At 59.4% G+C, this 22,622-nt stretch carries 19 protein-coding genes; 10 read left to right on the forward strand and 9 right to left on the reverse strand.

Translation table 11 applies throughout. The features are described 5' to 3' along the window. The first annotated feature begins 96 nt into the window (after positions 1-96). From yghU to AO068_RS05525, 7 genes are all read left to right on the forward strand, one after another. The gene (gene yghU, locus AO068_RS05495; RefSeq protein ID WP_010211665.1) at positions 97-939 is read left to right on the forward strand and encodes a glutathione-dependent disulfide-bond oxidoreductase; all 843 of its coding nucleotides are present in this window, start codon (positions 97-99) and stop codon (positions 937-939) included. A gap of 200 nt (positions 940-1,139) precedes the next feature. Beyond that, complete coding sequence (locus AO068_RS05500; RefSeq protein ID WP_058407855.1) at positions 1,140-2,156, forward strand: PDDEXK nuclease domain-containing protein; 1,017 nt, start codon at positions 1,140-1,142, stop codon at positions 2,154-2,156. An 85-nt stretch (positions 2,157-2,241) separates the two neighbouring features. Next, positions 2,242-3,408: a cystathionine beta-lyase gene (gene metC / locus AO068_RS05505; protein WP_058407856.1), complete on the forward strand. Its 1,167-nt coding sequence runs from the start codon at positions 2,242-2,244 to the stop codon at positions 3,406-3,408. Between the two features lie 102 nt (positions 3,409-3,510). Then, positions 3,511-3,756, forward strand: a complete 246-nt coding sequence (locus AO068_RS05510) for an exodeoxyribonuclease VII small subunit (protein ID WP_002551852.1) — start codon at positions 3,511-3,513, stop codon at positions 3,754-3,756. Beyond that, positions 3,753-4,640: a polyprenyl synthetase family protein gene (locus AO068_RS05515; RefSeq protein ID WP_058401230.1), complete on the forward strand. Its 888-nt coding sequence runs from the start codon at positions 3,753-3,755 to the stop codon at positions 4,638-4,640. The genes AO068_RS05510 and AO068_RS05515 overlap by 4 nt, the downstream gene beginning before the upstream one ends. 160 nt (positions 4,641-4,800) lie before the next feature. Next, positions 4,801-6,693, forward strand: coding sequence for a 1-deoxy-D-xylulose-5-phosphate synthase (gene dxs / locus AO068_RS05520; protein ID WP_058407857.1), 1,893 nt, complete (start codon positions 4,801-4,803; stop codon positions 6,691-6,693). Between the two features lie 72 nt (positions 6,694-6,765). Continuing rightward, on the forward strand, positions 6,766-7,980 hold the full coding sequence (locus AO068_RS05525; protein WP_058407858.1) for an AGE family epimerase/isomerase: 1,215 nt from the start codon (positions 6,766-6,768) through the stop codon (positions 7,978-7,980). Positions 7,981-8,022: 42 nt separating this feature from the next. On the opposite strand, the gene AO068_RS05530 is transcribed toward AO068_RS05525, so the two are convergent. The 6 genes from AO068_RS05530 to AO068_RS05555 all read right to left on the reverse strand — a co-directional run bounded on the left by AO068_RS05530 (position 8,023) and on the right by AO068_RS05555 (position 14,620). Further along, positions 8,023-8,787: an SDR family oxidoreductase gene (locus AO068_RS05530; RefSeq protein ID WP_005742971.1), complete on the reverse strand. Its 765-nt coding sequence runs from the start codon at positions 8,785-8,787 to the stop codon at positions 8,023-8,025. 719 nt (positions 8,788-9,506) lie between these two features. Further along, positions 9,507-10,223, reverse strand: coding sequence for an ABC transporter ATP-binding protein (locus tag AO068_RS05535; protein ID WP_003376368.1), 717 nt, complete (start codon positions 10,221-10,223; stop codon positions 9,507-9,509). Further along, positions 10,220-11,095 (reverse strand): ABC transporter ATP-binding protein, encoded by an 876-nt coding sequence (locus AO068_RS05540; protein ID WP_058407859.1) that lies wholly within the window; start codon positions 11,093-11,095, stop codon positions 10,220-10,222. The genes AO068_RS05535 and AO068_RS05540 overlap by 4 nt, the downstream gene beginning before the upstream one ends. After that, on the reverse strand, positions 11,092-12,405 hold the full coding sequence (gene livM, locus AO068_RS05545) for a high-affinity branched-chain amino acid ABC transporter permease LivM (RefSeq protein ID WP_002551845.1): 1,314 nt from the start codon (positions 12,403-12,405) through the stop codon (positions 11,092-11,094). The genes AO068_RS05540 and livM overlap by 4 nt, the downstream gene beginning before the upstream one ends. A gap of 2 nt (positions 12,406-12,407) precedes the next feature. After that, on the reverse strand, positions 12,408-13,322 hold the full coding sequence (locus tag AO068_RS05550) for an ABC transporter permease subunit (protein ID WP_002551844.1): 915 nt from the start codon (positions 13,320-13,322) through the stop codon (positions 12,408-12,410). 161 nt (positions 13,323-13,483) lie between these two features. Further along, positions 13,484-14,620, reverse strand: coding sequence for a branched-chain amino acid ABC transporter substrate-binding protein (locus tag AO068_RS05555; RefSeq protein ID WP_058401226.1), 1,137 nt, complete (start codon positions 14,618-14,620; stop codon positions 13,484-13,486). Between the two features lie 505 nt (positions 14,621-15,125). On the opposite strand from AO068_RS05555, the gene AO068_RS05560 reads away from it, so the two are divergent. From AO068_RS05560 to nadE, 3 genes are all read left to right on the forward strand, one after another. Continuing rightward, the gene (locus AO068_RS05560) at positions 15,126-16,031 is read left to right on the forward strand and encodes a LysR substrate-binding domain-containing protein (RefSeq protein ID WP_057402883.1); all 906 of its coding nucleotides are present in this window, start codon (positions 15,126-15,128) and stop codon (positions 16,029-16,031) included. Between the two features lie 99 nt (positions 16,032-16,130). Beyond that, positions 16,131-17,354 carry a nicotinate phosphoribosyltransferase gene (pncB, locus tag AO068_RS05565; RefSeq protein WP_002551841.1) on the forward strand — a complete coding sequence of 408 codons (1,224 nt, stop codon included), beginning with the start codon at positions 16,131-16,133 and terminating at the stop codon, positions 17,352-17,354. Positions 17,355-17,380: 26 nt separating this feature from the next. Continuing rightward, entirely contained in the window at positions 17,381-18,208 is an 828-nt protein-coding gene (gene nadE / locus AO068_RS05570) for an ammonia-dependent NAD(+) synthetase (RefSeq protein ID WP_057402885.1), read from the forward strand. A 354-nt stretch (positions 18,209-18,562) separates the two neighbouring features. Here nadE and azu read toward each other — a convergent pair whose 3' ends face one another. From azu to AO068_RS05585, 3 genes are all read right to left on the reverse strand, one after another. Further along, positions 18,563-19,009 carry an azurin gene (gene azu / locus AO068_RS05575; protein ID WP_005731138.1) on the reverse strand — a complete coding sequence of 149 codons (447 nt, stop codon included), beginning with the start codon at positions 19,007-19,009 and terminating at the stop codon, positions 18,563-18,565. Positions 19,010-19,162: 153 nt separating this feature from the next. Beyond that, a complete protein-coding gene (locus AO068_RS05580) occupies positions 19,163-20,056 on the reverse strand; it encodes a transglutaminase family protein (protein ID WP_004666395.1) in 894 nt (297 codons plus the stop codon). Then, positions 20,056-22,551, reverse strand: a complete 2,496-nt coding sequence (locus tag AO068_RS05585; protein ID WP_058407860.1) for a circularly permuted type 2 ATP-grasp protein — start codon at positions 22,549-22,551, stop codon at positions 20,056-20,058. Before AO068_RS05585 ends, AO068_RS05580 begins: the two co-directional genes overlap by 1 nt. Between the last annotated feature and the right edge of the window lie 71 nt (positions 22,552-22,622).

Below are 22,622 nucleotides of genomic sequence, written 5' to 3' on the forward strand. Positions count from 1 at the left end.
CAAGGCACTTCCATCCGCGCACGTTGATCTATAACGTCAATGGTCATTCGCAATACGACCGGTCCAGCGATCACCCTTGAACAAGCGAGGCTACTCATGACCCAAACCCCTTACACCCCGCCGAAGGTATGGCAGCAGGAAACAAAAGCAGGCGGTACGTTCGCCAGCATCAACCGGCCCGTAGCCGGTCCCACGCATGACAAGGTACTGCCCGTCGGCAAGCACCCACTGCAGCTTTATTCTCTGGCCACACCCAACGGGGTGAAGGTCACGATCATGCTCGAAGAGCTGCTGGCGCTGGGGCATAGCGGCGCGGAATACGATGCCTGGCTGATCCGCATTTCCGAGGGCGATCAGTTCTCCAGCGGCTTTGTCGAGATCAATCCCAACTCCAAGATCCCTGCGTTGCTGGACCGAAGCCATGAAACACCTGTCCGGGTATTCGAGTCCGGTTCGATTCTGCTGTACCTGGCTGAGAAGTTTTCCAGTTTCCTGCCCGCCGACCCGGCAGGCCGTACCGAAACGCTGAACTGGCTGTTCTGGCAGATGGGCGCGGCGCCCTACCTGGGTGGCGGGTTCGGGCACTTCTACGCCTACGCGCCGGAGAAACTCGAATACCCCATCAATCGCTTCGCGATGGAGGCCAAGCGCCAACTCGATGTGCTGAACCGTCGACTGGGCGAGCACCGCTACCTGGCTGGCGACACCTACACGATTGCCGATATCGCGGTCTGGCCATGGTATGGCGCGCTGGTAAGGAACAAGGTTTATTCGGCCGCCGAGTTCCTGTCGGTGCACGAATACCCGAACCTGATTCGCTGGACGGAAGAAATCGCCGCGCGCCCTGCCGTCATCAAAGGCCAGAAGGTCAACCGCACCTGGGGCGAAGAGGCGGACCAGGTGCCGGAGCGGCATCAGGCGTCCGACCTGGATAAATAAGGCGCAAGTCAAGGCCTGCGCAAACAGAAACCTGGTGCTACAAACTCAAAAGAGATTCTGGGTCGGACAGTCGTGATCTGAACGTAAAGTAGCGTCCTTAGCCACTGCCCAAGGACGCGCCCTATGAGCCGGACAACTGCCCATCCAGATTTTCGCTTGCAACTCGACACCGGTTTCCCACGCAGTGGAGTACTTGCAGCATGAGTACTCCCAATGCACCGCATACGCCTGTAAAGGATCGCTTTGATGAAGTGCTCGCAATGATTCAGAGCGCTCGACAGCAAGCTGCACAGGCGGTCAACACTCGCCTGATCGAGCTTTACTGGCAGGTAGGCGCCTACATCAGCCGCAAGATTGAAAACGCCGAATGGGGTGACGCGGTGGTCAGCCAGCTTGCCGAGCATCTGGCTGTAACCCAGCCAGGACTGCGCGGGTTTACGCGCAGCAACCTGTTTCGCATGCGTCAGTTCTATGAGATTTACCGCGCAGAAGAGAAAGTCGCACCACTGGCGCGACAATTATCCTGGTCCCATAACCTGATCATTTTCAGCCAGAGCAAGCGCCCTGAAGAACGCGAGTTTTATCTGAAAATGGCAACTCAGGAGAGATGGTCAAAACGCGAGCTGGAGCGCCAGTTCAAGACCGCCTTGTTCGAGCGCAGTATCACCCAGCCAGCCAAAGCCTCGGCAATGCTCAAGGAAACCCGACCGGCAGCACTGGATGTGTTCCGTGATGCCTACATGGTGGAGTTCCTCGAGCTACCATCGGGACACGCCGAAGCCGACCTGCATCGCGGTTTGCTGCAACGCCTGAGGGATTTTCTGATCGAGTTGGGCCGCGACTTCTGTTTTGTCGGCTCCGAGTACACGTTGCAGGTCGGCGGTCAGGATTTTGCACTGGATCTGCTGTTTTTCCATCGCGGCCTCAACTGCCTTGTTGCCATCGAACTCAAGGTCGGCCGCTTTGAGCCAGAGTACTTGGGCAAGCTGGACTTTTATCTTGAGGCGCTGGACCGGAAGGTACGCAAACCCCATGAAAACCCGGCCATCGGCGTTTTACTCTGCGCCAGCAAAAACGATGAAGTGGTCGAGTACGCCCTGAACCGCTCGCTTTCACCCGCGCTGATTGCCGAGTATCAGACCCGCTTGCCGGACAGGCAGCTATTGCAGGCAAAGCTGCATGAGTTCTACGCGAGCGCTGCGCTGAACGATCAGTGATACCTGCCAGACGCACGATGCATTACGCTTGCGCGTGCCTGAGCGGCAGTCTGCCTGCTTGCCCTTTCCCTGACTGGAGCCTCCAATGCCGCACCATAAGGACCCTCGCGCCCACACCGCCCTGTCGCAACGCGGCCGCAGCGCCAGCAGCGGGCCTGGGCTTGCGGTCAACCCGCCGGTCGTGCGTCTGAGCACGGTGCTGTTCGACAGTCTGGAGAGTTTGCGCGAGGCGGAAATTCGCACCACAGGGCCAGAGCGCTCGCTGACCTACGGAGCCAACGGCAACCCGACGGCGTTTGCCTTGCAGGATCTGATTTCCGGGCTTGAGGGCGCGCACGGTACTTGCCTGTACCCAACCGGACTGGCAGCAGTGGCGCAGATGTTTCAATCGTTTCTGCGCCCAGGCGACCACGTGCTGATTACCGAATCGGTGTACGGCCCCGTTCGGCGTCTGGCGAAAACGATGCTGACGGCCTTCGACATCCAGTTCGATTTCTACTCGGCCGACGGCAGCAATGTGGAATCGCTGATCAAGACCAACACACGGATGATCTACGCTGAAGTGCCCGGTTCGCTGACGTTCGACATGTGCGACCTGCCTGCCCTGTCACAGGTGTGCAAGGCAAGGAATCTGCTGCTGGCTGTGGATAACTCGTGGGGCTCGGGAATTCTGTACAAGCCGCTGGAGCTGGGCGCGGACATTTCCCTGATGGCCCTGACCAAATACGTGGCCGGGCATTCCGACGTCATGATGGGCAGCGTCAGCACTACCGAAGCGCACTGGAAAACCCTCAAGACCATGAATACCGCCGTGGGCAATACCGTCAGCCCCGACGACGCGTATCTGGTGCTGCGCGGTGCCCGAAGTCTGGCGGCGCGCATGGCCATGCACGAACGCCATGCGATGCAGATCGCGCAATGGCTGCAGGAGCAGCCTCAGGTTGCCCGCGTGCTGTATCCCGCATTGCCGGACGATCCGGGCCATACCATCTGGAAGCGAGATTTCCATGGCTGCAATGGCTTGCTCAGTTTCGAATTCCATGCCGTTGACCGGCAGGTGCTGGACCGATTTACCGGCGCGTTGAAACTGTTCGGGATTGGTTACTCCTGGGGCGGTTTTGAAAGCCTGATCACTGAAGTCGAGCAATATGGCCCTGACCGCGGCATCGGCCCGATGCTGCGGCTACAGGTCGGCCTGGAAAGCCCGGAAGACCTGATCGCAGACCTGCAGAACGGGTTCGCTGCGGGTTAATCCTGACAACTGCTGCCCTGGCATTGCTCCGTCGCCGTTATTTGCCCAGAAGCCCTCGCTCTGCTAGTGTCGCGCGGTTTAACCTCTACCGGAAATGCCCCCATGGCCCGCAAGAAAGCTGCACTGGATTTCGAACAGTCACTCGCTGACCTGCAAGCGCTGGTAGAGCGGCTGGAGAATGGCGAGTTGTCGCTGGAAGACTCATTGACCGCCTTCGAGCAAGGCGTACGCCTGACCCGCGACTGCCAGAGCGCCCTCACCCAGGCCGAACAGAAGGTTCAGGTACTGCTGGAGCGCGATGGTGAACTGAGCGAAGAGCCGTTCGACGATGCGGAACTTCCCGAATGATCGCGAGCTATCAAGCGCAAAGCCAGACTCGCGTCAACGCAGCACTCGAAAAACTGTTTCAGGCACCGAGCCCTGAGCTGAACCGCCTTTACGAAGCCATGCGCTACAGCGTGATGAACGGCGGCAAGCGCGTGCGCCCGCTGCTGGCCTATGCGGCCTGCGAAGCGCTGGGTGGCGTAGCCGAAGATGCCAACGGTGCCGCCTGTGCGGTTGAACTGATTCATGCTTACTCGCTGGTGCACGACGATTTACCGGCGATGGACGATGACGACCTGCGTCGCGGCCAGCCGACCACGCACAAGGCCTTCGATGAAGCCTGCGCGATCCTGGCAGGTGACGGCCTGCAAAGCCTGGCGTTCACTGCGCTGCTCGCGCCGCACCTGACCTCACGCGATGCTGAAACGCGTCTGCAGATGGTCAACACCCTCGCAGCCGCTGCCGGCCCGGCAGGTATGGTGGGCGGGCAGGCGATCGATCTGGGCTCTGTGGGGCTGAAGCTTGATCAGGCCGCGCTGGAATACATGCATCGGCACAAGACCGGTGCGTTGATCGAAGCCAGCGTCCGGCTTGGCGCACTGGCCAGCGGTCAAGCCGATCAGCCCCGTCTTGACGCCTTGCAGGTCTATGCGCGTGCGGTCGGTCTGGCCTTTCAGGTTCAGGACGACATTCTCGATGTCGAAAGCGATACTGCGACCCTCGGCAAGCGTCAGGGTGCCGACATCGCCCGCGACAAGCCGACCTACCCTGCGTTGCTGGGCCTGGAAGCGGCCAAGCACTATGCACTGGAACTGCGTGATCAGGCGCTGACGGCGCTGAGCCCGTTCGATGCCGCCGCAGAGCCGTTGCGCGAGCTGGCACGCTATATCGTCGAACGCCGCCACTGATCACCGTCACCGAAGCCGGAAATCTGCTGAATCAACCACGGTTCGTCAGGTCTCAGTCATTAAGCGTGTGAGTCGGCGGACCATCCGCCGACGCACTTCATGGGCAGCTTGCGATGCATAAGGTAAACTGCCGCCTCTTTTACTTATAACGATTCGCCTGATGCCCACGACGTTCAAAGAGATCCCCCGCGAGCGCCCGGTCACGCCGTTGCTCGACCGAGCCGATACCCCGCACGGCCTGCGCCGTCTGGGCGAAGCCGAGCTGGAAACCCTGGCCGATGAACTGCGCCTGGAATTGCTGTATTCCGTTGGCCAGACCGGAGGGCATTTTGGTGCCGGTCTTGGGGTCATCGAGCTGACCATCGCGCTGCATTACGTTTTCGACACCCCGGACGACCGTCTGGTGTGGGACGTGGGTCATCAAGCCTATCCGCACAAGATCCTCACCGGCCGTCGCGCGCGCATGTCCACCCTGCGCCAGAAGGATGGGGTGGCGGCCTTTCCGCGTCGCAGCGAGAGCGAGTACGACACCTTTGGCGTCGGGCACTCCAGCACCTCTATCAGCGCCGCCCTCGGTATGGCGATTGCCTCGCGCCTGCAAGGCAGCGAGCGTAAATCGATTGCCGTGATCGGCGACGGTGCGCTGACTGCCGGCATGGCCTTCGAAGCGTTGAACCACGCGCCGGAAGTGGCAGCCGACATGCTGGTGATTCTCAACGACAACGACATGTCGATCTCGCGCAATGTCGGCGGTCTGTCGAATTACCTGGCCAAGATTCTTTCCAGCCGCACGTACAGCAGTATGCGCGAAGGCAGCAAAAAGGTGCTTTCGCGCCTGCCCGGTGCCTGGGAAATCGCGCGTCGCACCGAAGAATACGCCAAGGGCATGCTGGTTCCGGGCACGCTTTTCGAAGAGCTGGGCTGGAACTACATCGGCCCTATCGATGGCCACGACCTGCCGACTCTGATCGCCACTCTGCGCAACATGCGTGATCTGAAAGGCCCGCAGTTTCTGCACGTGGTGACCAAGAAGGGCAAAGGTTTTGCGCCAGCCGAAGTCGACCCGATCGGTTATCACGCCATTACCAAGCTTGAGCCACTGAATGCGCCTGTCGCCCCGAAAAAAATCAGTGCACCGAAGTATTCCGCAGTGTTCGGCCAGTGGATCTGCGACATGGCCGAGGCTGATTCGCGGCTGGTCGGCATCACGCCAGCCATGAAGGAAGGCTCGGACCTGGTGGCATTCAGCGAGCGCTTTCCAGAACGCTACTTCGATGTTGCCATCGCCGAACAACACGCTGTAACGCTGGCGGCCGGTATGGCCTGTGAAGGCAGCAAGCCGGTCGTGGCTATCTACTCTACCTTCCTGCAGCGCGGCTACGATCAACTGGTGCATGACGTCGCGGTGCAGAACCTCGACGTACTGTTCGCCATCGACCGCGCCGGTCTGGTGGGCGAAGACGGCCCGACTCACGCAGGCAGCTTTGACCTGTCCTACCTGCGCTGCATCCCCGGTATGGTGGTCATGACGCCGAGCGACGAAAACGAACTGCGCAAGCTGCTCAGCACCGGTTACCTGCACACAGGCCCCGCGGCAGTGCGCTACCCACGCGGCACCGGTCCGAACGCGTTGATCGAGGCAGGTCTTGACCCCGTCGAAATCGGCAAGGGCGTTGTGCGTCGTCAGGGCCAGGGCGTTGCGATACTGGTGTTTGGCGTGCAACTGGCCGATGCGCTGGTGGTGGCCGAAAAGCTGGATGCGACGGTGATCGACATGCGTTTCGTCAAGCCGCTGGACGAGGCTCTGGTGCGAGAGGCGGCCGCCGGTCACGAACTACTGGTTACGCTGGAAGAGAACGCAGTGATGGGCGGTGCCGGTGCTGCGATCAGTGAGTTTCTGGCACGCGCCAATATCCTCAAGTCGGTATTGCACCTGGGCCTGCCGGACACCTACGTCGAGCATGCCAAGCCTGCGCAGATGCTGGCTGAATGCGGGCTGGACGCCCAAGGGATCGAAGCGGCGATCAATGAGCGGCTGGCGTTGATTGGCTGACTGAAAGAGGTTCCTCACGCGCCGAGCGTGAGGAACGATCACCCCGACCCCGCATGCAGCAATCCTGATAACATGCTGCGCACTTCGACACTGCCGCGATGCCAGCCGATGCCCCATGTGACCCGCTCCGCCTCCACGCCTGAATTGACCTCGGTGTTCGCTGCCATGCAGCAGCATTTTCTGCAGGTCGTCGTTCCGCTCTGGCAGGGCCCTGGCTGGAACGCACAATTGGCATTGCCTTACGAAGCGCTCGACGCCAACGATCAGCCTCTACCGCCGCAACGCTATCGCGCCATGGCCTGTGCACGTCAGTTGTTTCTGTTTTCCAGCCTTATCGATAACGTCGAAGTACCAAACGCCCGAGCCCGCGCCGGTGAGCTGTTTCGCTCCCTGCAACAGCACTTCCACGATGCCGAGCATGGCGGCTGGTTCTATAGCATCGATCCGCAGGGCAAACCTCTGGATCGCCGCAAGGACCTCTACACTCACGCCTTCATTATTTTCGCCTGCGCACATTACTGGGCGCAGGTGCAGGACCCGCTGGCAGAGTCCGTGCTCAATGCGGCGCTCAGTGTTGTAGCGGAGCGCTTTGCCGACGATGACGGGCTGTACGAAGCGCAACTCGCTGAAGACTGGTCGACGCTGGGCACCGGCCCGCTCCAGAACCCTTTGATGCATCTGGCAGAGGCCTTTCTGGCGACGCTGTCGGTGCGCGCCGACCCTGCAACCCAGTCAGCGCTGGACGCCCTGGTTATCCACATGCAGCGCCGCTTTGTCGACACCGCCACCGGCGTGATGCTGGAGAAACCCTTGGGCGCTGTGGATAACTGGTACGAGCCAGGTCATCAGTTCGAATGGTTCTTCCTGCTGCAATCGTCGCCAGAGCTGCACGGGCGCGAGCTGCACGAGTCCATGACCCGCGCGTTTGCCTACGCTCAGGCACAGGGCGTCGAGCCAAAGAGCGGCGCAGTGACTGCAATGCTGACACTTGATGGCACGATACGCGATGCCACCCAGCGAATCTGGGCTCAGGCGGAATACCTGCGAGCCATGGCCATGCAGCCAGAGTGCGAGGCGAGTTTAACTGCGCAAATGTCAGCCTTTGCGCAGCGCTTCCTGCATGCCAAAGGCTGGAACGAGTGTGTAGAGCCCGATGGCGCAGTCAGCCGCAGCGACATGCCGTCGACCACGCCTTACCACTTGGCAACCTGTTACATCGGGCTGGCTGACTTTGTCGAGAACCGCTTCGTGAACGCTTTCCCGCCGCCGACGCCTGTAGAAGACTGATCGATCGAACCGCACCACCTGTGCGGCCCGATCAGCAAGCAATCAACCGCGGTTACGATCAATCGCAAAACCGGCCCAGGTCTGGCTGACGGGCATCAGTTCCAGGCTGTTGATGTTGACGTGCGCTGGCGTGTTCATGATCCAGAAGATGGTGTCGGCGATGTCCTGAGGCTGAATCGGCTCGGCACCTGCGTAGGTCGCATCGTACTTGGCCTGATCCCCGCCGAAACGTACCAGCGAAAACTCGCTCTCGCACAGCCCGGGCTCAAGGTTGGTGACTCGCACGCCCGTGCCGATCAGATCGTTGCGCAGGTTCAGCGAGAACTGCCCGACAAACGCCTTGGTGCCACCGTAGACGTTACCACCCGGATAAGGATAGTTGCCGGCTACCGAGCCCAGGTTGACGATACTTGCGCCGCGACCATGCGCAATCAGGCGTGGAAGCAACAGGCGTGTGGTGTAAACCAGACCTTTGACGTTGGTGTCGATCATGGTGTCCCAGTCATCCAGATCGCACTTGGGCGCAGGGTCGATCCCCAGCGCCAGACCGGCGTTGTTGATCAACCCGCGAATGCTGCCGAACTCTTCAGGTAAATCTGCGATGGCACTCTCCATTGCCTTGCGGTCACGCACATCCAGTACCAGCGTATGCACCTTGGTCTGCTTCGACAGCTCGGCGCTCAACGCGGCAAGACGGTCCTCGCGACGGCCAGTCAATACCAGCGACCAGCCTGCTTCGGCAAAACGGCGGGCACAGGCCTCACCGAAACCGGAAGTAGCGCCCGTGATGAATACAGTGGAAGTCATTTCGTTCTCCTGACCTGGCGCGAAAAACAGCGCACCTGTTAATAAGTTCTGACGAGGGCAGCAGAATGCCCGTCAGCGGCACGTCGATGCAACAACCCAGTGTATTTGTACAAAAAACAACCAACTCAAGCCGAGCCATACGCCACGGGCCTTTCAGACAGTTTTGCCCACCTTATCCACAGTCAGACACACAATCTCTGGGGGCAAGTCGGTAACGCTGAAAGTCCCGTCGTTCGGGGCTTCCAGCAGATCCGGAGAAGTTTTCACCTTGACTTTGCCCGATACTGCCAGGACGCCACCAGGCGTCAGAAAACCGTGATGGCCTGTAGCCCAGACGCAGTAACGGCTGGATCACTATTTCCAAGGCTTGTTAACAGACTTATCCACAGGCTGTGTAACTGAAAAAACTGTATGAACGACCAGCTTCAATGCTGTTGACAAACACCCCTGAAAGCCAGTCCAAAACCCTTGATCAAAATTTAATCAATCCTCTACAGGCCTTATGCATAAAGGCCTTCAGGCACATACTCCCAAGTTATTAACAGCCGGTTCCACAGTAAACCTGAACAAGTCAAAACAGTGACAAAACAACCATTTGCAGCGGTTTTATGTCGCACCTGGTAGCGCCGTCAAAATTGTTTTCCACAATTGCAAAAAGCGACGCCCCGGATGTTTACACATTCGGGGCGCGCGTCGAAAACGGCAGGGTTTTGACGAACTCAGTGTCCGCCCAGATAAGCGTTCCTGACCTCTTCATTTACAAGCAATTCCTTGCCCGTGCCGGACAGTCGGATCTCGCCATTGACCATCACATAGGCGCGATCAGACAGTTTCAGCGCATGGTTGGCGTTCTGCTCGACCAGAAAGATGGTCATACCGGTCGCCGCCAGCTCGCGCAGGGTCGAGAAAATCTGTTTGACGATGATCGGCGCCAGCCCCAGGCTCGGCTCATCAAGCAACAACAACCTGGGACGACTCATCAGCGCGCGAGCGATGGCGAGCATTTGCTGCTCGCCACCGGACATGGTCATGGCGCGCTGGTTGCGGCGCTCCTTGAGGCGCGGGAACAGTTCGAACATACGCTGCATGTCTTCGGCCGAATGCTTGTCGCCAATCGGGATGGTGCCCATCATCAGGTTTTCCTCGACTGACATGTCGGGGAACACCCGCCGCCCCTCCGGCGACTGCGCAATACCGTTGGAAGCAATGTAATGCGAGGACTTCTGGGTGATGTCAGTACCCTGATAGATGATCTGCCCGCTGGCAGCGCGCGGCTGGCCGAAGATCGACATCAGCAGCGTGGACTTGCCCGCACCGTTGGAGCCGATCAGGCTCACCGTTTCGCCTTCATTGATGTGTAGCGAGACTTTCTTGAGGGCCTGAATCGGCCCGTAAAACACATCGATCTCTTTCAGTTCGAGGATCGGCTTGCTCATACCAACTCCTCTTCATCAGCGCCCAGGTACGCGGCGATCACTTTCGGATCGTTACGGATCTGTTCCGGCCCGCCCATGGCAATCACGTTGCCGTGGTCAAGCACCACAATATCGTCGGAAATGCCCATGACCATGCCCATGTCGTGCTCGATCAGCACAATGGTCATGTCGTGTTCATCGCGCAGCAGGCGGATCATGCCGCTGAGCGCCTCGGTTTCCTGCGGGTTGAGACCGGCAGCCGGTTCATCCAGACAGATCACCTGCGGACGCGTGCACATGGCCCGGGCGATTTCCAGGCGCCGTTGCTGCCCGTAGGACAGCTCTCCCGCCAGACGATTGGCACAGTCCACCAGGTCCACGACTTCCAGCCAGTAGAACGCCGTATTGAGCGCATCCTCTTCGGCCTTGCGATAGCCTTTGGTATTGAGGATCCCGCTGATCAGGCTGCGGTTGACCCACATGTGCTGCGCAACCAGGAGGTTTTCGACGACCGACATTTCCTTGAACAGACGAATGTTCTGAAACGTACGCGCCAGCCCTGCCCTGTTGACCAGATGGGTACCGCCGAACATTTTGTAGTACACCCGGCTGAAGAAGCTTTTCGGCGAAACAAAGTCGGTTGCCTTGAACGGCTCGCCCAGCAGCCTGATCACATTGGTGGTCTTGCCACGAGTATGCAGCTCGATGCGTCCGCCTGTGGCCTTGTAGAAGCCGGTCAGGCAGTTGAACACGGTGGTCTTGCCTGCCCCGTTGGGGCCGATCAGAGCGAAGATAGAGTTGCGGCGGACGTTGAGGCTGACATCGCTGAGAGCCTTGATGCCGCCGAAGTGCATCATCAGGTGCTCGACGGAAAGAATCACTTCATTGCTCATCGCGCACCTCCTTCTGTCACCAGCGCACCCTTGCGCGGTTTTACGCCAGTGCGGCTGATGCGGATCAGCCCGCGTGGGCGCCAGATCATCATCAACACCATCAGGATGCCGAACAGCAGCACCCGGTACTCGGAGAAGCTGCGCAACAGTTCAGGCGCAACGGTCAGCACGAACGCAGCGATAACCACCCCTACGGTCGACCCCATACCGCCCAGCACTACAATCGCCAGAATCAGTGCAGACTCGAAGAAGGTGAATGACGTCGGGTTGACGAAGCCCTGATAGCTGGCGAAAAACACCCCGGCCAGTCCCGCCGTCGAAGCACCGATGGTGAACGCCGATAGCTTGACCAGTACGTGATTGAGGCCCATCGAACGGCAAGCAATCTCGTCCTCGCGCAGGGCTTCCCAGGCGCGGCCGATCGGCATGCGAGTCAGACGATGTTTGATGAACAACACGGCCAGCACGACAAGAAACAGCACGGTGTAGATGAACAGGAATTTCAGGTCCGGGTTGTAATCGAAGCCGAAATATTCATGAATCGGAATGCCACCATCCTTGGCACGACGCCCGAACTCTAGGCCGAAAAAGGTCGGTGACGGGACCGGCACACCATTCGGACCGCCCGTGAACGACAGCCAGTTATTCAGCACCAGACGGATGATTTCCCCGAACCCCAGCGTCACGATGGCCAGATAATCGCCATGCATGCGTAACACCGGAAAGCCCAGAATACATCCGGCCAGTGCCGCCGCAATTGCCGCCAGCGGCAGCGCCGACCAGAAGCCCAGGCCAAGGTACTGATAACCAAGCGCCAGGCCATAGGCTCCGATGGCATAGAACGCCACGTAGCCCAGATCGAGCAGGCCGGCCAGGCCGACCACGATATTCAGGCCAAGCCCCAGCAATACGTAGATCAGCCCGAGAATAACCACGGTCAGAATGTACTTGTTGGCGAAGATCGGAAACACGATGGCAATCACGATCAGTAGCGGAATGATCCAGTACAGGCGGGATTTGTGATCAGGCTTGAGCACATGCACGCCGGAGTCGGAGCTTTCGAAGCTCTGGGAAACACGTATGCCTTTGGGTGTTTGCAGAAACAGGCTGATCAGAAATCGCCCGACCATGACCACGGCCACCAGCCAGGCCACGCGGGTGGGTTGCAGGTTGAAGCTGTAGCCATCGAGCACAATCCCGACGATGGGACCGAACACGATCAGTGCCAGCAGCCCCGCGACCACGGCATCTATCAGGCTTTTCTTGATTTCAACAGGTTTGACGACAGGAGCAGCAACAGGAGCGGACATACTTATACCTTCGCCACGAGTGGGCGACCCAGCAGGCCTTGGGGACGGAAAATCAGGATCAGCACCAACAGGCCGAAACTGAACACGTCTTTGTAATCGGAGTTGATCAGGCCGGAGAACTGCGACTCGGCAACCCCCAGGATCAAACCGCCCAACATGGCGCCCGGCAGCGAGCCGATCCCGCCCAGCACCGCGGCAGTGAACGCCTTGATGCCGATGATGAAGCCGGCATAGAAGTCGAACGTGCCGTAATTCATGGTGATCAGCACACCGGCCAGTGCCGCCATGGCAGCACCGATGATGAACACATAGGAGATGACCCGATCAGTGTTGATGCCAAGGATCGACGCCATCTTGCGGTCCTGCTGCGTGGCGCGGCACATGCGGCCCAGCTTGGTGTATTTGATGATGTAGGTCAGCACGCCCATGCCGACAAAAGCGGCGATGAGAATGAAGATCTTGGTGTAGGTAATCTGCACAAAGCCGCTGCCGATCTCGAAGCGCCACGCACCCTCAAGCAACGTGGGCACGCCCTGCTGGCGAGCGCCCTGACTGATCTGCGCGTAGTTTTGCAGGATCAGGGAAATACCGATGGCGCTGATCAGCGGTGCCAGCCGGGTCGAGTTGCGCAGCGGCTTGTAGGCCACGCGCTCGATGACAAACCCGTATACCCCCGTCACCACGATGGTGAAGACCAGCGTGCCGAGAATCAGGAATGGAAAGGATTCCAGTCCGAAGAAAGACAGAACCGCCAGACCGATAGCGGCCAGGTAGGCGGAAATCATATAAACGTCGCCGTGGGCGAAGTTGATCATGCCGATGATGCCGTAGACCATCGTATAGCCGATGGCGATGAGGCCATAGACAGACCCGAGGGTGAGTCCGTTGACCATTTGTTGCAGGAAGATCCCATCCATCACGCACGCTCACACTGAAAGGCAGCTCAGCACCCTGCCAATCACACCCTCGGGAGGTGCGAGCGACAGGTCCGAAAACAATAAAAGAGATGCAGGCTCGCTCATGGGCGAGCCCATCACCGGGTCAGCGTCTGCCAGGCAGAACTGACACGAGGTCTATCTCACTTCTGTTTTTCGAGTTGCTTGTATTTGCCGGTGGCGTCCCACTGGTAAACCACGTAGTCGGAGACTTTCAGGTCGCCTTTGGCATCCCAGGCTTTTTCACCCATGACGGTCTTGACCGGATGCGCCTTGAGCCACTCTGCGGCTTTGTCGCCCTTGTTGGATTTGGCACCATTGAAACCGGCAGCCAGGGCCTGTATCGAAGCGTACGCGTAGAGGGTATAGCCTTCAGGCTCGTAACCGGACTTGCGGAATTCGTCCACGACTGCCTTGCTATCCGGCAGTACGCGCGGGTCGGCACCGAAGGTCATGTACACGCCGTCAACGTATTGCGCACCACCGGCAGTGGTGACCAGTTCGTCAGTCACGATACCGTCATCGGACATGAACTTGACGTCCTTGAGGCCCTGCTCGCGCATCTGGCGAACCAGTGGACCGGCTTCCGGATGCAGGCCACCGAAGTACACAACGTCGGCACCGGTCGAGCGGATTTTCGTTACCAGCGCACTGAAATCCTTTTCGCCACGGGTCAGACCTTCCTCAAGTACCGGCTTCACGCCACGCGCTACCAGTTGTTTGGCAGTGGCATCAGCAAGCCCTTTACCGTAGGTGTCCTTGTCATTGATGACCGCGACTTTCTTGCCCTTGAGCACATCAACGATGTAATCACCGGCGACCACACCTTGCTGATCGTCACGACCGCACATGCGGAACATTTCCTTCAGGCCACGCTCGGTCACCGTCGGATTGGTCGAACCCGGCGTGATGGCAATTACCCCCGCATCGCTGTAAACCTCTGAAGCAGGAATGGTCGACGACGAGCAGAAGTGCCCGACCACGCCGATCACTTTGTCCTGGTCAACCAGACGGTTGGCAACTGCCACGGCCTGTTTCGGCTCACAGGCGTCATCGCCCGCGACCAGCACGATTTTTTCCCCGTTGACACCGCCCGCCGCGTTGATCGCGTCGGCCGCTGCCTGTGCACCTTTCATGTATTGCTGACCAAATGATGCGTTCGCGCCGGTCATCGGACCCGCAACGCCGATTTTCACGTCCGCCTGTGCAAACGAAGACACGCCCAATGCAGTTGCCACTGCGATTGCCAGAAAACCTTTCCTGTAAAACGTATGCGACATGAGTGGTGCTCCTGAGGATATTTTTTTAATTAGCAGTGCGGTTACATGATTACCCGGATACGCGTTTGCTTAGAGCAAGGCCCGTGCCATCACTTTTTTCTTATTGAAAATGTCATGCGTTTCCAGCCATTCAGTGACACGACTGCTCAAGTCGCAGGCCGTACAACCGCTTGAGACGCCAAAGGTGCAACCCTCCCCATAAAAAGGGCAACCCAAGCCAGATCGAATAGCAACCTGACCAAATACCATTGGACAACCCACCTGTAACAACACGCGTCACCGAATTGCACACGCCCGGTGCGCGAACGCTACGAGACGCACCATTTGAGGCTAGCGGATTCAGCCGAAACTGCCGGAATCAACGCCTGAATCTGAAACGCGCGTCACGCAACCGCAGTAATAACCTTCCCGCATGCGACCGACAAACGACCTTTAAGCGAGATATCATTCCGATTATTCATATTGCCCGTACCTGCACCCTCGCGCCTCGAACAGAGAAACCATCATGCTGAACAAACGTCATCTGCCCTCGATAGCCGCGCTGCAATGCTTTGAGGCGGTGACCCGGCACCTGAGCTTCACCCGCGCGGCCGAAGAACTCAACCTGACCCAGAGCGCCGTCAGCAAACAGGTCGCGCAGCTTGAGGAGCTGGTTCAGCACCTGCTGTTTCAGCGCGTCCGCCGCCGTTTGCAGTTGACGCCAGCCGGCGCGCTGTATCTGGCAGAAGTGCGCAAGATCCTGACCCAGATAGAGATGTCCACGCACTTCCTGCGCTCTTACGGCGGAGAAACCGAGGTGCTGCGGGTGTCCACCCCCTCGACGTTCGGTGCCCGCTGGCTGGTGCCACGCCTGAAGGGCTGGCGCTTGCGTCATCCGCATATTCACCTGGACCTGATCAACGAACAGGAGTCTGACGACCTGATCAAGGGACGTTGTGACGTGTCGTTCTATTTCGGCCAGGCCGCCATACCGGGCGCGGAAAGCGTGAAGCTGTTTGGCGAAGAACTGGTAGCGGTGTGTTCACCTGAAAGCTTGCCGGAAGCCCCCCTCAGCGACCCGACTCAGTTGAGCGAACTGGTCCTGCTGCAGAACGCATTCCGCCCAGAAGCCTGGCACGAATGGTTCGAAAGCCAGGGCTATCACACCGACCATAGTTATCACGGGCCGCGTTTTGAGACGTTCTATATGTGCATCCGCGCCGCACAGGTCGGCTGCGGTGTCGCACTGTTGCCACGCTTTCTGGTCGAGGAAGAACTGGCAGAAAACAAGCTGGTAATTGCATGGGATTACGCATTGCCCAGCACTAACAGTGCGTACTACCTGTCCTATCCGGAACACACTGCCGACGTGCCCAAAATCCGGGTTTTTCTGCAGTGGATGCTGGAACAGTTGGATCAACCAGCCCGTTAAGAGCGACAATGCCCACCCATCCGGCCGTGAGCTTTCCGTGGTGACAGACAGGAAGTCGCGGGTCCGACATTATCCGGCTGCTCTGGAGAGCCCGATTCAATGAGCGAGAGCGCCTTTTCAAATCGTATCGTGCAAAGCCTGCTCGACACCGATTTCTACAAGCTGACCATGATGCAGGCGGTGCTGCACAACTACCCCAACGTCGACGTTGAGTGGGAGTTTCGTTGCCGCAACGGGGAGGATCTCCGCCCCTATCTGGACGAGATCAGACACCAGATCGAGTTACTGTGCGAGCTGTCTCTGAGCCCGGAACACCTGGCTTTTCTGGAGCGCATCACGTTCATAAAACCGGACTTTCTGAGGTTTCTGGGACTGTTCCGCTTTAACACCCGCTATGTGAAAACCAGCATCGAAAACGATGAGCTGTGCATTCGTCTGCACGGCCCCTGGCTGCACGTCATTCTGTTCGAAGTGCCACTGCTGGCGATCGTCAGCGAGGTGCGCAACCGGCACCGCTATCCTGACACCCTGCTCAGTCAGGCGCGGGATCGTCTGTATGACAAGTTCGAATGGCTGACCACGCATGCCACGGCCGATGAACTGGCCGAGCTGAAAGTGGCCGACTTCGGCACACGCAGGCGTTTTTCCTATCGCGTGCAGGAAGAAATGCTTGGCGTCCTGAAAAACGACTTCCCAGGCCAGTTCGTCGGCACCAGCAACGTTCATCTGGCGCGTCAGCTTGACCTGAAACCGCTGGGCACAATGGCTCATGAATGGATCATGGCCCATCAACAACTGGGACCGCGCCTGATCGACAGCCAGATTGCCGCGCTTGATTGCTGGGTCCGCGAGTACCGCGGCCTGTTAGGTATCGCGCTGACCGACTGCATCACCACTGACGCGTTCCTGAATGACTTCGATCTGTACTTCGCCAAACTGTTCGACGGTTTACGCCATGATTCGGGCGACCCGGTGAAGTGGGCCGAAAAATGCATCTCGCATTACCAGAAGCTCGGCATCGACCCGATGAGCAAGACGCTGGTGTTTTCCGACGGGCTGAACCTGCCCAAGGCACTCGACATCTTCCGGGCGCTGCGCGGACGCATCAATGTCAGCTTCGGTATCGGCACCAACCTGACCGCCGACATACCCGGCATTGCGCCCATGAACATGGTGCTGAAAATGACCGCATGCGCCGGTCAGGCTGTGGCGAAGATTTCCGACGAGCCCGGCAAGACGCAGTGCAAGGACCCGAACTTTGTCGCCTACCTGCGGCATGTGTTCAAGGTGCCGGATTTGCCGAGCCCTGAAAAACCAGCTTGAATTGTCCTATTTACGAGGAGTGAATCATGCACGCCGTACAGCGCCAGATTGCTGAACAGCTCAAGGTCCAGCCACCTTTCGCGGACCAGAACGCGTTGCAGGCAGAAGTCGCCCGCCGCGTCAGTTTCATCAAGGAGTGTCTGCAGAACGCGCGGCTCAAAACCTTGGTGCTAGGCATCAGTGGCGGAGTCGACTCACTGACTGCGGGCTTGCTCGCACAGCGCGCAGTCAAGGAATTGCGCGCGAGCACAGGCGATAACAGCTACCGCTTTATCGCCGTGCGCCTGCCCTATGTCGTGCAGGCCGATGAGCACGAGGCCCAGGCTTCGGTCGACTTCATCGAACCGGACGAGCGCCATACCATCAACATCGGTAGCAGCGTCAAGGCGCTGGCTGCCGAGGTGAAGGCGTTCGATGGGCTGCCGGCCAGCTCGGTGGATTTCGTTCTCGGCAACACCAAGGCGCGCATGCGCATGGTCGCGCAGTACACCGTCGCCGGCGCTTATCAGGGGCTGGTGATCGGTACTGACCACGCGGCCGAAGCGGTGATGGGCTTCTTCACCAAGTTCGGCGACGGCGCATGCGATCTGGCACCGTTGAGCGGTCTGGTGAAAAACCAGGTGCGCGCTATTGCCCGCCATTTCGGCGCACCGGAATCACTGGTCGAGAAAGTACCGACGGCGGATCTGGAAGACCTGTCCCCCGGCAAACCGGACGAAGCCTCGCACGGCGTGACCTACGCCGAGATCGACGCCTTCCTGCACGGCGAGCCGGTGCGCGAAGAAGCGTTCCGGATCATTTGCGAAACCTACGCCAAGACCCAGCACAAACGCGAATTGCCATACGCGCCTTGAGTGGGTGCGTGCGGAACGAGAGAGCAGCAACACTATCGTGCCCATGCTCCGCGTGGGTACGCCTTTCTGGACGCTCTGCGTCTGGTCTTGCGTTTGCGGCGCGGCACAGTTCTGTGACGCAGAGCGTCACCCACGGCATTCCCACGCTGGAGCGTGCGGAACGATAATCGCAACTATCGTGCGACGCTCTGCGTCTGGTCTTGCGTTTGCGGCGCGGCGCATAACTGCGACGCGGAGCGTCAACCAAGGCATCCCCACGCTGCAGCGTGCGGAACGATAATCTCAACTATCGTGCGACGCTCCGCGTCGGCATGCCGTTCTGGACGCTCCGCGTCCTCGTTCGGGGGCGTGTCGTTACTTCAGGGTCACAGCGCCTTTCATCATGCTGATGTGCCCTGGAAATGTGCAGAAGAACTGGTATTCCTGTGCCGGGTCCAGCTTCGATACATCAAAGGTAACCGAGTCTTTTTCACCAGCGCCGATGACTTTGGTGTGGGCGATGACGCGGCTGTCGTCGGGCTTCAGGTAATCCTTGTCGATGCCGACAGCCATGCCGTCGGTAACGATTGCCTGGGTATCGGACTTCTTGCTCAGCACCCAGTTATGGCCCATGACATTCTTCGGCAGGCTGCCGGAGTGCGTCAGGTTGACGGTGAATTCCTTGCAGCTCTTGTCGATCTCAATGGCTTTGGTGTTGTACATCATTTGATCGGTCGAATCGACTGTGGCCGAACACTCGGCAGCCAGCAACTGGCTACTGGCCAACGACAACAGCGAAATCGCTACAAGCTTGCGAATCATTTGAATCTCCAGGGCAGGACTTGATTAACGTGATAACTGACGTAAGAAGAGAGTGCCCGATCAGGGCCGGGGTTCCAAGGACGTGCGTCAAATGGTCCCTCGGGCGCTCGCGACGGAGCGCCCTTCTGAAGAACGATTCACGGGAGCAGGTAATTAGGCGCTGACCGGCATCACCGTCACCCGGACATCGGGATCATGCGTGCCGCCGCCCAGAATCACGCCGCGCAAAGGCGAGACGTCAGAGAAGTCACGCCCCCAGGCCAGGCTGATGTGCTCCAGCGCAGGTTGCACATTGTTGGTGGGGTCGAAGTCGACCCAGCCCGAAGCCGGACAGAACACCGATACCCAGGCATGCGAGGCATCGGCACCGATCAAGCGGGGCTGGCCCGGTGGTGGCTGGGTCAGCAGATAGCCACTTACGTAGCGCGCGGCCAGACCTCGAGAGCGCAGGCACGCCAGCATCAAGTGGGCGAAGTCCTGACACACCCCCCGTCGCCGCTCCAGCACTTCCACCAGGGGCGTGGCGACCTGAGTCGCCTCGTCATCGAAGGTGAATTCGTCGAAAATCTTTTCCATCAGGGCCTGTACGCACAGCAACAACGGGCGGCCCGGCGGGAAACAGACCTGCGAGAATTCGACGAACGAACGCTTCAGGTGAACATAGGGGGATTCGAAGCGATAGCGGCAGGCCTCCAGAATATCAGCAGTCATCGGCTTGGCGCTGTAAGTCAGCGCACTGCGGGTCACTTCCCATTCCGGCGACAGATTGAAGTCCAGAAACGGCTTCTCCATGACCTCGATACGCAACCGCGCATTGACTTGCAACTCGTCGTGCGGACGCTCGAACGCCAGTCGGGTCAGCGGGTTGCCGAACACATCCAGCTCATCACGGCGCGTGGTAGGCTCCGGAAAAATCTCGAGTGCCTGCTCGGTGCAACGCTGCCACGGGCTGCTGCGCGGCCAGAGATGCGCCAGTTGCTGAGCCAGCGAAACCGGGCTGTCGTACTTGTAATGCGTGTCATGAAAGATCTGGTAGAAAGCGCTCATCAGACAGATACCGTGCGTTGGCTGACGTCATCGACGTGAGCAAAATGGCGCAGCGCCAGGCGGTCGGAGGCCTGCCCACTGCTGTCACCAATGCTCTGCAGCAGATCGGCCAGCCCGTCGAGAACAGCGTCGATGCTGCTCTGACCGAACAGCGGGTTCTCCAGACTGCCAAGGTCAAATGCGGCGAGACGCTGAGCCAGCACCGCCAGGCTGCTGTCACGCGGCGCATCAAACTCGTCGTTCAGGCGGCGCAGCGAGCGTTGCACCAGCTTGAGTTGAAACAGCACCGCATGCGGGTTCTGCTCATCAAGCAACAAAAGGTCCAGCACCGGAATCAGGTGCGGCACGGCCATGTACCGCGAACGATAAGTAATGCTGCTGTTGCCCAGTTCCAGCAACCATTCCAGCCCGGCTTTCTCCGAGACTGCCGAGCCGCGCAAAAACGCCGCCAGACTGGTGCTGAGAAACTTCAGGCGCTCGATACGTCGCCCGATCATCAAAAAGCTCCAGCCTTCGTCGCGGGTCATGTCGTCCAGCGCAAAACCGGAAAGCGCTGCCAGAGACATCACCAGACGGTTGAGAAAATCCAGCAGCTCGCCAAAATCCGGCTCTTCGGTTTCCAGGCTTGAGGCTTCGCGCTGCAATTCGACCAGCGCCTGCCAGTTTTCCCGTGAGAGCTTGCCGCGCACTTGCGAAGCGGCCCACTGCAAACGCTGCAAATTGGCGCGCAGGCTGAACGGCCACTCGTCGCCCAGCAGAGCAACCAGCAGGCGATCCTTCAACTCTTCGCCCTCCTCGGCTTCGGGCAGCATGCCCAGGCTCTCGGCCAGCGCGACAGCCGCCTGCAACGCGAGGGGATCGTCGTCATCAACATAGCGCGTCAACATGATGCGCAGCAGACGAGCACTGTCGTCACAACGTTCGCAGTAACGCCCGAACCAGAACAGGTTCTCCACCACCCGCGACGGCAGGTAAGGATCACGGCGAATCAGGTCATAGACACCCAGTGGGCGCTGCCCCTTCCAGGGCTCGCCAAGGTGCGAGCGTTCGCCCAGCACCCAGGTGTCCTTGCTCGCACCGCCGCGCTGCATCGATACCACGTCGGCATCGGCTTCGGCGGCCACTCGGGTCAGGCCGCCCGGTAGCACGCGATAGCCGTCGAGGCTGGCCACTGCGTAGACACGCATGCCGATGGCGCGCGGCTGCAAACCGGTACCATCGGCCTGCAGCACCGGTGCATGAGACAACTGCGCCAGCTCCTGAGCGACGTAGGCATAGGGGCGCGACTGCATGCGCAGGGCAAGCGCGTTGCGCTGCTCATCATTCAAATCGCGACCGAACACCGGGGCGAAGTGCTGCGAAGGAAATGCAGGCTTGATCAACAGATCAGGCAGTTTCTCCAGCGCTTGCGCCAGCACGGGCGGCTCTCCGCACCACCAGGTTGCAACCGATGGCAGGATCAGATCTTCGCCAAACAGGTACTGACTGATTTTCGGCAAAAAGCCCAGCAGGCCAGGCGACTCCAGAACACCACTGCCCAATGCGTTGGCGACCAGCACATTGCCCTGACGCACAGCCTCCAGCAGCCCCGGCACACCGAGCGCAGAATCGGTACGCAATTCCAGAGGGTCGCAGAAGTCATCGTCCAGACGGCGCATGATGGCGTGAACCCGACGCAAGCCGCTGAGGGTTTTCAGGTAGACAGTGGCATCGCGCACGGTCAGATCACCACCCTCGACCAGCGGATAGCCCAGTTGTCGCGCCAGGTACAAGTGTTCGAAGTAGCTTTCGTTGAAACGGCCCGGCGTCAGCAGGACGATCAGCGGTGCCTCGTTGCTGGTTGGCGCCTGACGGGCCAGCGTCTGTTGCAATGCGTCGAAGAAACCCGAGAGGTGCCGGACTTGCAGGTCACGATAGGTTTCCGGCAAGGCACGCGCGACGCTCTGGCGATTTTCCAGTGCATAACCGGCACCCGAAGGCGCTTGGGTGCGGTCGGCAGTCACCCACCAGCGCCCGTCCGGGGTGCGTGCCAGATCGACCGCGTACATATGCAGGAACGTGCCTTCTGGAGGTTTTACTCCCTGACACGGCCAGAGAAAGTTGTTGTGGCCAAACACAAGTTCGGCGGGCAGCAAGCCATTGGCGATTAGCGTCTGCGGGCCGTAAAGGTCCGTGAGCACTGCGTTGAGCAGCCGTGCACGCTGGGCAATCCCTGCCGCTACGTGCTGCCACTCATCGGCCGCAATGATGTGCGGCAACAGGTCCAGCTCCCATGGGCGATCCGCGCCTTTGGGGTCGGCGTAAACGTTATAGGTGACACCGTTTTCCTGAATCTGCCGGGTCAGCAGGGCCTGGCGCTGGATCAGTTGCGCCGCGCTGCTGCGCCGCATGTGCTCGTACAGACGACGCCAGTGCGGGCGAACGGCTCCGTCGGCATCGAGCATTTCGTGGTAAGTACCCTCGGACAGCGGGTAATGGTCAAGCAGGTCGGGCATGGAAGGCTCGGCAGGCAACGTAAGGACTTCAGATTAGTGCAGTCAGATGTCACGTCCGTGTGCATCTGACG

This window comes from Pseudomonas sp. ICMP 3272, from assembly GCF_001466905.1.
GTDB lineage: Bacteria > Pseudomonadota > Gammaproteobacteria > Pseudomonadales > Pseudomonadaceae > Aquipseudomonas > Aquipseudomonas amygdali.